Genomic DNA, 14,249 nt, shown 5'->3' with positions numbered 1-14,249 from the left:
GCAGCCACCTGCGAACGTCAGCATATGGTCAGAAGCGGTCGGCCATGAGCGTCCGCTTCTGGCCGAAAACTGCCGTTCGCGAAGGATAATAGTTCACGAGTGTTTTCAGCGCCAACGACCTTTCCACTGTCGCGCAAATAATTGCCGACAGCTATACACTACCTTTCAGATAATCCACGCTCACTAAAAACACCTTCAAAATACTGTAAAAATTCGTTTTTTATCTCGGGACAAACCTTCTTGATATAGAAAAGAAAATACCATAAAGGTGTGGCCTCTCCTGTATCATCCTGCTCCCAGTCTTCCTCATTTCCGAAGCAACAGATTACACATCGTACGAAATTCGCGAATGCTGGATCCGATTCTCTATATTGCCTTTCAATTGGCCAAAGATCGACAAAGAACTCCTTCCTTTGCTCCTGACTAGACTCAACTACTCCAGGAGTTACGGCCTTACTCAGGTAGTTAGACATAAGATCGAGTTTTGCAGAAGAAATACTCCTTAAAGCGTCGCCTTCAATCAAATGAAGCAAAAAATCCGCGTAGCACCGCACTAATTGATTAATGGATACGCCGGCGGCAAGGAGACGCGCCTCAAGATTTTCGACTTCTTCAATTTCTTTTTCATCACTCATTCTTTAACTCCATCACATACGCCGAGCTTACCCATAACTTGCGCGCAAGATCGGCAAAACTTCAACTGTTTACCATCATTCCTTACGGTCGTAGATGTTGAGCCGTTCGTAATATCTCTCAAAGCTTCGACAGATTTGACATCGTTAGCCTTGGCAATCTTACTCAGCGCATCCGCTTCTCCGCAGTGCCCATGAATAAAAGGAGAACGTTGATCGTCTGGTACCGATTCATAGAGCTCTTGAACCACAGGATGCTGAATACCTTCCCCACCTGCTTTCGTGCTGTATCCAACCTCCGGTGCTTGCAGATTACCCGACTCGATTGTAGTGCGTGTGCCTTTGTTGTTCGGCGTAATTCCTTTTTGACGAGCCAGCCCGCGCGGGTCAGTCCACCCAGTAGGATTCGGAACATACTGGTAAAGGTTGAGTCCCCCTTCGTAACCAATAGGATCTTGACTTATGAAACGTCCCACTGACGGGTCGTAGTAGCGATGCCTGTTGTAATGCAGCCCCGTCTCATGATCATGGTACTGCCCTTGGAATCGGATAGGATTTGCAATGCCCTGCTGCTTCGCCCAATGCGACTGCTCCTCCCGAATCTCACCCCAGGCCTTGTACTGAGCACTCCATACGACGTCACCATTCTGATCGGTCATCTCCAAAGGAGTGCCCAAATGGTCGCATTGGTACCAATTCAATACATCGATTGGGGGCGATACTGCGGAACGATTCCAAAGCGGATCATCCTCTAAGCTGTAATCCTCATCGTAGTCAGGCAATCCCATCAGATTAATGGAATGATTCGACATCGCCTGAGCGACAGGAATGAATGTTCCGGGCTCAAACACGTAATGAATAGTGCGGCCCGCCTCCCCATCCTGCTGAGGAGCACGACTTTCCCAAGCCAAGTTATCGCCATCCCAACCGTACAACGTAAAGCCACAGCCGTGCTCTCGCTGCAATCGAGCGTGCTCAGCGCTATTCCACAGTGAGCCTGCCGCCGGCCGCTGCTTGTAGTGGACCTTCGAATTCTTGGATAAACGTCGACCAAGGGCGTCGTAGGCAAACTCCACCGAAAGCCTTGAGTCCTCAAAATGCACCAGCCGATCAAACAGATCCCAACGCATCTGGCTGTAAGCACCATCGCACCAACGCTTTATCTGGTTACCACGCTCATCGTATTCGTAGTGAGTCCCTGCATACTCGCGCAGCAGGTTATCGACTAACTTGCTGCGTGGGGGAGTCAACTCCAAAGGCCGCCGACTCTCTGCCGCTTTCTCATCAAGCAGGTTACCCGCCGGGTCAAAGTCGAAGGTTTCAACACCCAAACGACTCACTGCGCTCAACAACCGGCTCACCGGATCATAGCGATAGGACAACTGGCCACGGCGCGTATCGTTGATTTCGTTCAGTTGCCCTGCGGCGTCGTAGGCGTACTCACGCTTAAGCAAAACCGACTTGTCATCACTACGCCCCAACAGTTGCTCTTGCAGGCGCCCGGCCGGGTCCCACTTCTGCGTCTGCACAAGACGATTACCTTGATGCCGAGCCACTTCGCGATGCAGGTCGTCGCGCTCATAGCCAAGCAACTCATGCTCGTTCAGGCGCAATGCCAAGAGATGACCGCTGCCGTAGGTCAACCAACTGACCCGATGCCCATCAGGACGTATCGTGGCCACACGTTGGTTGAGCACGTCGTACTCGTGCTGCCAAACAGCAACCAGTGGCTTGTCCAAACCGAGGTAGTGCTGATGCTCACGCACCATATTGCCGGCCATGTCATGGAACCATTGCACTTGGCTGTCTGCGTTACTGGCGAGGATCATGTTGCCCCTGCCGTCATAGGCGTAACGCTCCGCTTGAGACTGGTCGCCAAGCGAAGCTAGACGCTCGGTTACACGCCTCATCTCGTCATACGCTACCGTCACAACACGGTCACCGGTGGCGACCTTTGATAGGCGTCCAGAAGCGATGTCGTACTGGTAGCGAGTCAGACGTCCGTCAAAGCCTGTTTCGGTCAACAAGCGTCCTACTGGGTCGTAGAGAAATTGCGCCGAGCGTTGATTCTGGTTCTCCAGAGCCTGCAAACGTCCCAAACGATCCCACCGATACCGCAGAGTCTGTTCGGCAGCGTCCACGCGTTCTTCGACGAAACCAGCTACCGTGTAGCTCCAGGTCGTGCAGCGATCCAATCCGTCGACATGGGCCAGAAGTCTGCCCTCAGCATCGCGCTCAAAACGCTCCTCTGTTTTGTCCGGATGCCGGATAAGCGCTACCTGCCCAGCCTTGTATTCGTATTCGGTGCTCTGCCCTGCTGCATCCGTTGCGCAGATCATCAAGCCGCGATCGTCATATTCCCATGTACTGATCTTGCCCGAGCAATCCACATACTTGAGTAATTGACCCGCGTCATTGTATTCAAGGGTCTTCTCGTTACCGTTGGCATCCTTGATGGCAATCGGCAGACCTTTTTTGTCATATGCGTATTCAGTCTTGTTACCGAGCGGATCGACCGTTTCAACCAGGTTGCCGGCGTCATCATAGGCGCGCAGCCATAGCCCGCCTTCCGCGTCCATGATTTTGATGAGTTGGTCGTGGTCGTCATAGGCGAAGTGCACCACGCTATTGTCGGCGCGAATATGCTCAAGCCGATTGCCGCGCTCATCGTAGCTATAGCGGTCAGTGGCCCCATCGGGATGCACATGCCGGACGACGTTTTTGGCGTCATCGCGGAACAACCATTCCGACAAGCCATCGGCGTGACGAATGCGATACGTGTAGCCCAGGCTGTCGTAGTAATGCCATGTCTCGTTACCGTGAGCATCCGTTACGTACGTCAGACGAATGTTCTCATCCCATTCCAGACGGGTGTCGAAACTGCCGTCATCGGCCCACTCGCGCACGGCCTTGGCATCAGAGCCCGTGCCCTGCCACTGCAAGTTCATCCCGCGCCCGGTCCGGTCCGTGTAGCGCGTGATCAGATGATGCTCATACTGATACGACCAAGCTGCACCGTTCTCATCCTGGGCAAGAGTCAGATCGCCGTGCGCGTCATACTCATAAGCGCACAGCTGACGCTGTGGCGCCCCGTCACGGATCTCCCAGAGGCCGGTCAATTGTCCATGCGCATCGATCAGCGTGCCGAGGTGACGATGCACCTTGGTGATGTCATTTTCCTGATAGGTAATCAGGTCGGACAGTACGGGAGCATTACCGTGTCGATGCTCATGGTGCAGCATGATTCCGGCGCCACTACGCAATACAACACCTACTAGCAGGTAGCAAAGCCCATGACGGATGTAGGTTTCCTTGCGATCGAAACCCCGGCATAGCAGCAACTGTCCCTCGCTGACATGCAGCAAAGTGATGTTTTCAATCGCGTCGTAATGAAACTGACCGATCTTAGGTAACGGATAGCTATGGCTTCGGCCGTCTGCATTGTGGAACACCAGACCATCGTCCTGCTCATCGATGCGAGTCGTGAACGGAGTGATCCAGCGCGCGCCCAAGATGCCCGAATCATAGGCGCTCAAGTCCGAGCAATACGTGCGGGTCCAATCAATGGGGAAAGCGCCGGGCAAGCTGAAATCCGAGTGATCAAACGTCTCTGTACCCATGGCAAAGCTGATGCGCTTGCAGGTCGCAGGACATACTTCATTTTTCTCATCATTGGGGCGCGTCTTCGGCTTCGACTCAGCCCGGCTTACTTCAACCTTGCCATCGCTGGCAACGCGTCGGGATTGGCTAGTCATGCCCGGTTTGACGTTACCGCCCTGGCCGTGTGCGTTGCGCATACGCCACGCTGCAACCGCGCTGGCCAGTACGACCAACAGCGCGCCAATCGAGCTTTGAACGGCCGGGTCACTCAACTTGTTCAACTGCGTGCGCAGCTCGGGTCCCATGGCGCGCAGTGATTTCGTATGAATCAGAACTTTTTTCTTTGCTTGTTCAGGCAACAGATGCTCGGCCGCACTGTTGGCAACGCCTTTGCCCGCTGCTTTGTAAACGTTTGCCGCGGCGCCGAAGATATTGCTGATAGCGCTCAAAGGATCATGTAGCAATTGATCGCTGGCAGCGCTTGCCATCTCCCCGGCCTCTTTTAAATTGCCTTTGGCATCGAGCTGTCCGTTTACGACGCGCTCTAACCCAACAGCAATTTCATTGAGGATCTTTTCGCCAAGCTCTCCTGCATCATTGAGCAGCTCCTTGAGTTTGGCTTGTGCCTGCTTAACGAAATCATCGATCACACCAACAATGTCAGCGTTCAGATGGCCGACCACGACGTTGATCAACGCATCGCCCAACACCAGCTTGCCGACCTTGGCGACCTCCTGGCGAACAAGGAACAATGTCGGACGCAAGCTCATGCGCGCGGCTGCCATGTTCGGCGGCATCGGCAAGACACCGATCAGGTTGATCCCGAGACTGACCCAGTTGAGAGGATCTTGTCGTGGGCTGTTCGAGAGTGTCACCACATCGTTCAGTGCATCGACCAGCGCCATGATATTGCCGACAACAGGCAGCGCACCGGCGACCGTCTTGATGCGCTCCAATGTCACCAGATCGCCACTGATCTCTCGTAACCAAGCATCGAATTGAGCCGCACTTCGACCCACATCTTCCACCATGATCAGATTCAGCGGAACAACGGCGACTTGTGGTTCACGTTTGGTTGCAACAGCGATATTGGTCGTCATGGAAGCGTCTTACCAGCCAGTAGGCTCGGGAATTCAGAAATGTCATGAGGCTCATCGCCAAGAGGCCTACGTCTGCACGTCGCCTCTCGTTGGCAATGAAACCAGGATGTAGTCAGGTCGATCAGCTGATCACTGCGCCTTTCGGACCGCTCGCAATAAGCGCGGCGCCACAGGAAGTTTTCATACCGTCCAGAGCGATGGGCGTACCATCAACGGTGTAGGTGCTGCTGCCTTCTGCAATGGGGAAAACCCCTTTGCAAAGCGGACAGCTAACTTTGTGACCGACGCCAGCAATAGGCTTGCCGTTGAGGTCGGTTCGGGAGAAGGCTTCGAGCACTTTGCCACCGTGAGTGGTGGAGTCGCCTAAGCGAATAACATCTTTCATGGTGTCACTCCTTTGACTAAATCTTGGATTTATATCGGCCAGGCAAACGTTCGAAAGAGGGTCGCCCTCGTTCATATTTTCTGGCTGGCCGATAAAGCGCGCCGCAGTCACTACCGACCTGTCACGCGCCCTTCGATCTCACACTGCGTTTCGTAGATCTAGCCGACACATTTGTGTTTATCCAAGCTTGCTTAGCCAAGCTTCGATTGTTGTCAGCGAGATCACTCTTCGAATCAATCAGCTCTGCAGCCACCAATTCAGCAGCGTTTCATCCTCTTCATCATCAATGTTCTTGTAGACGTTGGCGTAATACCATTCGAGGCCGGTTTTCTCGCGGAAGCGATCAAAGAACTCATTGATTCTGTCCATCCCGTTGCTGGACGGCACAGCCAACGAAAGATTGCCTTCGAAAACGCCATCAAGTGTTCCCCCCAGCTCATTACCGACATCAGATTCGAGCTGAGCAATGACGTCCTCGGGGATGAAATCGGCGTAGATATGAATACAAAAATTCCCTCCGCGCTTGAGGACTTCAGCGTGAGTGTTTTTGTTTTTTATCGAGATGACATCACCTCGAGCCAAATTCAGCGCAAGGCCAGGTGAAGACAACAGCTCATATGTATCCTGCCCCATCGCAATTGCAGGGAGCTCCTCGAATACGGGGCCACCGTCATCTGATACAAACACCTGAATCAGTACAGGCAATTCTTTATCGTCCATATGGCGCTCCACAACTTCCACGTTCGACACACGACATCCCTTCCTTCACGTAACCGCTATTTCCCGCACTCAGGTTACACGACGCGCCCTCAAGATCTACGTTGACATCGGCAAGGTTGCCCCCATTTGAGGTGGCCACATTCTTATGCCCCAAGTGCATGTCATCAGGATTGGTAGAGGTATGTCCACACCGCCAGCACTTGTAAACGCCCACTGGCTTACTTTTATCAATGAGTTTTTTGCGACAAGCCGCCTGCCCTTTTCGACTGCCTCCGCCGACCTTACTCGCAGCGATATCTTGAGGCGATGCTCCAGCGCCGTCTTTTAGGGCGCGCTTGGATGGCGGTTTCTTCACCAGCCCTAAAGGGTCCACCCATTGGGTTGGGTTAGGTGCGTATTGATGAAGGTTTATGCCCCCCATCAGACCTATCGGATCCTTTGAGATGAAGCGACCTACATGGGGGTCGTAGTACCTGTATCGGTTGTAGTGCAAGCCTGTTTCATGATCGTGATACTGACCTTGGAAACGAATTGGATTGTTCAGCCCATGCCGTACTGCTGTAGCTGATGTCTGTTCTTTTGCCTGTCCCCACGCCTTGTATTGAGCGCTCCAGGCGACCTGACCGTCCTGATCGGTAAGCTCCAATGGTGTGCCTAAATGATCACACTGATACCAGGCTAAAGCATCAAACGGTTGTGCTTTGGGTACATGACTCCAAAGCGGGTCATCTTCAAGAGTCTCGCCACCGACATATTCAGGCTGGCTTAACAAATCAATCGAGGCGTGTCTGATCGCTTGAGCCACCGGAACAAACGTGCCGGGTTCATAAACGTAGTGGACTGTGCGGCCAGTTCCCCCATCAATAGGCGCAGGACTGCTTTCCCAGGAAAGATTATCTCCGTCCCACCCGTACAAAGTCAGGCCACAGCCAAGCAAACGCTGAACACGTCCTTGCTCATTTTTATTCCAGTGAGAACCTGCTTCAGGACGATTTCTATAATGGGCGGTTGAATGCTTGTATAGCCGGCGACCCAAGGCGTCGTAGGCGTATTTGACCGAGAGACGATCATCCTCGAAATGAACCAACCTATCGAACAGATCCCATTGCAATCGACTGCGTTGACCATTGTGCCAACGCAGTGTTTGATTGCCGCGATCGTCATATTCGTAATGGGTGCCGACGTATTCCCGTAGCAGATTGTCTACCAACCGACTACGCGTTGGCGCCTGATCAAGAGGCCGCCGTACTTCTGCCACCTTTTCGTCGAGCAGGTTACTGGCAGGATCGAAAGCGAACTTCTCAACCCCGAGGCGGCTTGCTGCACTGATCAGTCTTCCGACTGGATCGTAACGATAGGACAGCGGTCCGCGACGCGTGTCGTTTAGCTCGGTCAACTGGCCGACCGCATCGTATTTGTATTCGCGCTTGAGCAAAGTGGAATTGTCATCACTTCGGCCTAGCAATTGCTCCTGCAGGCGACCTGCCGGGTCCCATTTTTGAGTCTGGCGCAGACGATTGCCTTGATGACGAACGACCTCACGATGTAGGTCATCTCGCTCATAACCGACCAGCTCGTGATCATCCAGTTTCAACGCAAGCAAATGCCCACTGCCGTACGTCAGCCAGCTCACCCGGTGACCATCCGGGCGGGTCGTAGCTACGCACTGATTGAGGGGGTCGTACTCGTGCCTCCAGATTGCAACGAGCGGTGCATCCAGGCTCTGATAATGCTGATGCTCTCTGATCAGATTACCGGCCAAATCATAGAACCACAGCAGCCGGCTTTGGTCATTCGTGGCCAAAACCATGTTGCCATTACCGTCATACGCAAAGGATTCACTCTGAGACGTATTGCCCAAGCTGGCATGGCGTTCTACAAGCCGTCCCATGGGGTCAAACGACATCGAAATGACGCGCTCACCGCTAATGGCTCTCGCCAAACGCCCGCTCTCGGAATCGTACTGATAGCGCGTAGCAACGCCATCGAATCCTTTTTCCTCAAGCAACCTTCCGACAGGGTCATAGTGAAATTGGGTGCGCTGCTCGTTTTCGTTTTCCAGCGCTACAAGACGACCCAGCCGGTCCCAACGGTAGCGAAGCGTTTGCTCGCAGGCGTCTACGCGCTCGGCAATCAACCCGGCAGCGTTATAGCTCCATGTCGTGCAGCGATCCAGACCGTCAATATGGGCAAGAAGACGCCCTTCGGCATCACGCTCGAATCGCTCCTGGGTTTTATCTGGATGAGTAATCAGGGCGATATGTCCAGCCTTGTACTCATACTCGGTGCTTTGTCCTGCTGCATCGGTAAAACAGATCATCTGACCGCGATCGTTGTATTCCCATTCGCTGGTCTTGCCAGAGCAATCGGTATATTTCAGAAGCTGACCAGCATCGTTGTACTCAAGCGCTTTCTCGTTGCCGATTGCGTCCTTGATAGCGATCAACTGACCTGCTTTGTCGTAGGCATACTCCGTCTTGTTTCCAAGCGGATCGACCGACTCCACCAAATTGCCGGCATCATCGTAAGCTCGCTGCCATTGCCCACCTTCTGCATCACTAACCTTGATCAGTTGATTGAGATCATCGTAGGCGTAGTGAGCGACACTGCCGTCGGGACTGATGTGCTCGAGCAAATTACCGCGCTCGTCATAGCTGTATCGATCGGAGGTCCCGTCTGCATGAACGTGACGAATGATGTTTTTTGCGTCATCGCGAAAGAACCACTCTGAACGTTCATCGGGATACCGAATCCGGTAGGTGTAGCCCTTGATGTCGTAGTAGTGCCAAGTCTCGTTGCCATGGGCATCGGTGACATATGTCAGGCGGATGTTTTCGTCCCATTCAAGACGAGTATCGAAACTGCCGTCATCCGCCCACTCGCGCACGGCCTTGGCGTGTGAGGTGTGGCCGTCCCACTCCAGATTCAACCCGCGGCCGGTGCGATCGGTGTATCGAGTCAGCAGATGATGCTGATAGTGATAGCTCCAGGCAGCACCGTTTTCATCCTGTGCCTGGATCAGATCGCCGTGGATGTTGTATTGGTAATTACACAGTTGTCGTACAGGCGCGCCGTCACGGATTTCCCAAAGACCGGCCAACCGCCCATGATCATCAAGCAGGGTTCCGACGTGCAAATGGACCTGCGTTATATCCCCTTGATAGGTGATCAGGTCAGACAATACCAGGGCGTCCCCATGCCGATGCTCATAGTGCAGCATTAGCCCCGCGCCACTGCGCATTTTGACATCCGTCAGCCAGAAGGAACGACCACGACGGACATAGGTTTCTTTGCGCTCGAAACCGAAGCAAACCAGCAGTTGATCCTCACCGGAGCGAACCAGCGTGAGATTCTCAACGGGGTCATAGTGATAGAGGCCTACCTTGGGCAGAGGAAAATCGATACTACGACCGTCGGCTCCAAAGAAAACCAGACCATCGCCCTTGCAGTCGAATCGGGTGGTGAACTCTGTCACCCACCGAGCACCTAGTTCGCCATTGTCAAAGGCATCAAACCGGGAGCTGTAGGTACGCACCCATTCAATAGGAAATGGACCTGGGAGGCTGAAATCGGTATGGCTTAGCGACTCGGAGCCCAACGCGAAGCTAATACTGTTGCAAGTACCCGCGCATGCACCATTTTTCTGGCCATTGGCGTTAGCATTCGCAGGAGCCTGACGGCTGCTGGCTTCGAGCCGGCCTTCACCTGCTTTGCTCTGCGCCTTACTGGTGGCATTAGGTTTAACACTAGCGCTCTGTCCATGTCCTCGGCGTTTACGCCAAGTCACCACAGCACCGCTGAGCATTTGCAACAACCAACCGATGGAGTGCCGCGTTCCCGGGTCACCCAACTTACTCAGTTGGGTTTTGATTTCTGGCCCCATCGCTCTCAATGTGCCGGTGTGCGTCATCACCAGTTTTTTAGCCTGGTCCGGCAGAAGGTTTTTCGCTGCGCTATTGGCAACTCCTTTACCTACGGCTTTGTAGGCACTGAATGCAGCCCCAAAGATATTGCTGATGGCCGCCTTGGGATCGCTAAGCAATTGATTGCCGGCAGCAGTGATTTTCTGACCCGCGGCGCGCGCATCGCCTTTTGCGTCGAGCTTGCCGTTGACGACGGCTTCAAGCCCTTTCGCGATTTCGTTTACCGCGCTTGCCCCCAAGTTCCCGGCATCGGCAAGAATGCCCGAAAGTTTACCTTGGGCCTGTTTTACGAAGTCATCGATCGTGCCGACGATGGTGGCGTTCAAGTGCCCGACCAGCACTTCGATCATAGAATCGCCCAACAACATCTTGGCACTGTTACGCAGTTCCTGACGTACCAAAAACAAGGTCGGGCGCAAACTCATACGAGCAGCAGCCATGGTCGGAGGGGCTGGTAAAACACCGATCAGGTTGATACCCAGGCTGACCCAATCAAGTAACTCCCGCTGCTTGCTTTTGGTAAGCGTGACGATGTCGCCAAGCGCGTCGACCAGCGCCATGATGTTGCCTACAACCGGCAATGACCCGGCGACCCCTTTGATTCGATCGAGCGTGACCACATCACCGCTAATGGATCGCAGCCAGGCATCAAACCGAGCGGCACCACGCCCCACGTCCTGCACATCCAACGTGTTGAGCGGAACGACGGCTACCTGAGGCTCGCGCTTCTTGGCAACGGCAGCTTCAGTCATGACAGCACCTCCCCATTTAACAGGTCAGCTGCCTTAAGCGCTGGTTTGGGCAAGGACGGGGCCGGAAGGCTAGGCAGCTTGCCCGCCTTGCTTGCTGCACTAAGAATGCTCGACGCGCTCGGTGTCGCCGCACTCGCCAGTTTTGGCAAGCCAGCCACTCCGCCTTGTACAGCACCTTTAACCTGTTGCGCCGTTTCCAATGCACCTTGTGCCGTCTGTACAACACTCATCCCTGTCTGGGCCATATCCTTGCCCTTCTCCAGCACATCCCAGCTCTTGCTCGGCAACACTTGAGCAACCATTGCTTGCACTTGGCTTGGAGCTTCGTCCGCGCCCGGCGGATTCAATGGCCACTCCGGTTTGCCGATATAGCTGCCTTCACTCCAGGTATCGGCCGGATCCTTGCCGAACAGCACCCGCGCCGGTCCCGGTGCAGCACCAGAAACGCTCGCAAAGCCCTTACCGTCGAGTTTGCCCTTGATGCTTTTGCCCAACGCATCGATGACTTCGTAATCACCTTCCTTGATGCCTTGGCGTCCGGCGTACTGGTTGAACAATTCGAGGTTGCCCTTGCCCGGTTTCGGCGGTTCCGGAAACACGCCCGCCAAGGACTTCGCCCCGGTGTAGGCGAAGTTCGCCGCATGCGCGGTGTACGGACCGCTGGTGGCGTGGGTGATGCCGCCGGCGTTGTAGGTCGTGGCGCTGCCGCCGCCCTGGATCACCAGTTCGGTCTTGGCGGTGATGGTGATACGGTCGGCATTGGCGGTGATGTTGAGTTTGGCCAACAAGTTGATGCTGTCCTTCAGTGCCTTGACATCGATGTCGCCGGAGGCCGCCACCAGCCGCCAGCCCATACTCTGCACGAACAGGCGCATGCCGCGACTGGCGCTGGCCAGCAGGCGTTTGCCGATGGAGAAACTGGTGTGACCGGTGCTGCTCAGCGCCAGGTGTTCGCCGGTGGCGATGTGGCTGGAGCGCGGTGTGGTCAGGGCGATGCCGGCGGGACTGGCGAGCACCAGATGCGGCTCGGTGAACTCGGGAAATTCATTGGCGGTGAGGTTCGCCGGGCCGCTGCCGAGCACGCCTTGGTGCTGCGCGTGCAAGGCCTTGGCCACGTCGTCCTGATCGCCGGCCTCTTGAGCCTGAAGCTCTTTGGCTTGTGTGGCGAAACCGTCCTGTTGATCGCTGGCCGTGGCCAGACGCTCGGCGGTTTCCGGCAGGTCCTTGTGGTGTTTCGATTCGTTCGGGCGCGGCTCGGTGGTGATCAGCAGACCGGCACCGGCACGCACGGCGCCGTGACGATCAGTTCTTAACTCAAAACCTTCACCCCGAGGCTGACCGCCGCTTGGGCGCGGGTGGGTCAGGTAACCAAGGTTGATCGCACTCGCACCGTGATCACTGCGCAGCGCGATGCTGATCTCGCTGGTGGTGTCGTCGATGCGCAGTTCGTTGGCGCGGCTGCCCTTGTATTCCTTGCTCTTGACCGTAGCAAGGGTCTTGAAGTCCGGCAACTTGTACGGCGGCAGGTTGGCGCCGTGGTACAGGCAACCGGTGATCAGCGGCTGGTCGGGATCGCCTTCGAGGAAGGTGATCAAAACCTCCATGCCGACCCGCGGAATGTTGATCGCGCCAAAGGTTTCGGCGGCCCAGTTCGAGGCCACGCGCATCCAGCAACTGGTTTTGTCGTCGTGTTCGCCTTCGCGGTCCCAGAAGAACTGCACCTTCACCCGACCGTACTGGTCGCAGTAGATCTCTTCGCCCTCGGGGCCGCAGACCACGGCGCTTTGGGTGCCGAGCACTTTCGGTTTCGGGTGATCGAGCGGCGGCCGGTACGGCACGTCCCACGGAATCGCATTGAAGCGGTTGCGGTAGCCCTGGTGGAAATCGTCTTTGTTGTCGGTGGTGTCGCTGGTCACCGACTCTTCGAGCACTTGTGGCTGCTTGCCTTCGTGGAAGATTTCGGTGAGCAGCCACAGGTCGTTCCACGTCGGGTTGGCGTGGTCGGTCAGGGCCAGAAAATGCCCGGTGACCAGAATCGGCTGGTCGCTGTTGCCCTCGGCCAGGCGATAGTCGCTGCGGTGGCGTTCGAGGTTGCGGTTGGCCAGGTGCTTGCCGCGCTCACGATCCACGAAACGGCCCGGGTAGTCGTAATCTTCCAGATCCGGCTGAGCGCTGCTCTTGGCGTCGCTTTCCAGCTCGATCTTCGGTTTGACGAAGTCGTAATCACGCCGCGTGGTGCGGCTGGTGCGGGTCGCCAGACGCAGGCCGAAACGCTTGACCACCGGTTGATCGGCGACCAGCCCGGAGTCCTGTTGATAGGCCACCGGCGCCAGTTTCGGGAACACCGTCTGGTCATCGCCGAACATCAGTTTGTGGCCGCTGGAGGTGTGCTGGAAATGGTAGTGAATCCCCTCCTCCTCACACAGGCGCTGGACGAAATGCAGATCGCTTTCGTCGTACTGCACGCAGTAGATGCGCTCCGGGTAAATCGCGCTCAACTGAAAGTGATAGTCGCTGGCGAGAATGCCGTGTTCTTCCAGCACCTTGCTGATGATCTGCTGCACGGTCATCTGCTGGAAGATGCGCTGATTGACCCGATGCGCGAGGTACGACAGCTGCGGGCGCAGGGAGATTTTGTAGCGCGTCAGGCGCTTGCCGGCCTCGCCTTGGGCGATGCTGTAGATCAGCCCGTGAATCCCCGTGCCGCTGGGCGACAGCTGCAGGAACGCGAGTTTGTGCAGCAGGCTTTCAAGGTTGATCGAGGCCTTCTCACTGACCAGTTCCAGTTCGAACTCGAAGGGGGTGTTGAGCGCCTCTTTCCCGGTGAACGACAGCACCTGGAAATCGCTGTCCGCGCCATCGATGGTCAGATTGAAATGAGGCTGATTGGCCGGTGAGAACATCCCTTGTTCCTCGCGCAATTCTGCGACGCGCAACAGCCCTCAAGGGGCTATAGGCAAAAAAATTTTTAGAGGTGAGTGCGCCCCGACCGGTCTTGCCGGCCGGAGCGGTACAACGATCAGCCGAAATTAAACGACTGGAGCACGCCAGTCATCGGAACCCGAAGTACCGGATACTTCGTGGGTCCAGGTGATTTTGCGGTAGGTGAACTGCACTTCTTCCAGGTGGGTGAAGTG

At 55.4% G+C, this 14,249-nt stretch carries 6 protein-coding genes and 1 pseudogene; all 7 read right to left on the bottom strand.

Annotated features, from left to right (window positions below):
• Nucleotides 1-158: 158 nt before the first annotated feature.
• On the bottom strand, nt 159-635 hold the full coding sequence (locus tag ACTJK7_RS28485) for a hypothetical protein (protein ID WP_440781083.1): 477 nt from the start codon (nt 633-635) through the stop codon (nt 159-161).
• A complete protein-coding gene (locus ACTJK7_RS28480) occupies nt 632-5,332 on the bottom strand; it encodes an RHS repeat-associated core domain-containing protein (RefSeq protein WP_440781084.1) in 4,701 nt (1,566 codons plus the stop codon). Before ACTJK7_RS28480 ends, ACTJK7_RS28485 begins: the two co-directional genes overlap by 4 nt.
• A gap of 121 nt (nt 5,333-5,453) precedes the next feature.
• Nucleotides 5,454-5,717, bottom strand: a complete 264-nt coding sequence (locus tag ACTJK7_RS28475; protein ID WP_110718477.1) for a PAAR domain-containing protein — start codon at nt 5,715-5,717, stop codon at nt 5,454-5,456.
• Nucleotides 5,718-5,954: 237 nt separating this feature from the next.
• Nucleotides 5,955-6,437 (bottom strand): DUF4265 domain-containing protein, encoded by a 483-nt coding sequence (locus ACTJK7_RS28470; protein WP_236190878.1) that lies wholly within the window; start codon nt 6,435-6,437, stop codon nt 5,955-5,957.
• Nucleotides 6,427-11,112 (bottom strand): RHS repeat-associated core domain-containing protein, encoded by a 4,686-nt coding sequence (locus ACTJK7_RS28465; RefSeq protein ID WP_440781085.1) that lies wholly within the window; start codon nt 11,110-11,112, stop codon nt 6,427-6,429. The genes ACTJK7_RS28470 and ACTJK7_RS28465 overlap by 11 nt, the downstream gene beginning before the upstream one ends.
• Nucleotides 11,109-14,015 (bottom strand): type VI secretion system Vgr family protein, encoded by a 2,907-nt coding sequence (locus tag ACTJK7_RS28460; RefSeq protein ID WP_440781087.1) that lies wholly within the window; start codon nt 14,013-14,015, stop codon nt 11,109-11,111. The genes ACTJK7_RS28465 and ACTJK7_RS28460 overlap by 4 nt, the downstream gene beginning before the upstream one ends.
• 126 nt (nt 14,016-14,141) lie before the next feature.
• Nucleotides 14,142-14,249, bottom strand: a pseudogene (locus ACTJK7_RS28455) (Hcp family type VI secretion system effector); the annotation flags it as partial.

The organism is Pseudomonas sp. 22085 (assembly GCF_052045815.1).
Taxonomy (GTDB): Bacteria; Pseudomonadota; Gammaproteobacteria; order Pseudomonadales; family Pseudomonadaceae; genus Aquipseudomonas; species Aquipseudomonas glycinae.
Note: the sequence above shows the minus strand (reverse complement) of the source record. Positions and strands in the feature narration are given on the sequence as shown.

Coding starts and splice junctions, on each gene's coding strand:
- ACTJK7_RS28480 (WP_440781084.1), bottom strand. CDS start 5,332: ATGACGACCAATATCGCTGTTGCAACCAAACGTGAACCACAAGTCGCC.
- ACTJK7_RS28470 (WP_236190878.1), bottom strand. CDS start 6,437: ATGGACGATAAAGAATTGCCTGTACTGATTCAGGTGTTTGTATCAGAT.
- ACTJK7_RS28460 (WP_440781087.1), bottom strand. CDS start 14,015: ATGTTCTCACCGGCCAATCAGCCTCATTTCAATCTGACCATCGATGGC.
- ACTJK7_RS28465 (WP_440781085.1), bottom strand. CDS start 11,112: ATGACTGAAGCTGCCGTTGCCAAGAAGCGCGAGCCTCAGGTAGCCGTC.
- ACTJK7_RS28485 (WP_440781083.1), bottom strand. CDS start 635: ATGAGTGATGAAAAAGAAATTGAAGAAGTCGAAAATCTTGAGGCGCGT.
- ACTJK7_RS28475 (WP_110718477.1), bottom strand. CDS start 5,717: ATGAAAGATGTTATTCGCTTAGGCGACTCCACCACTCACGGTGGCAAA.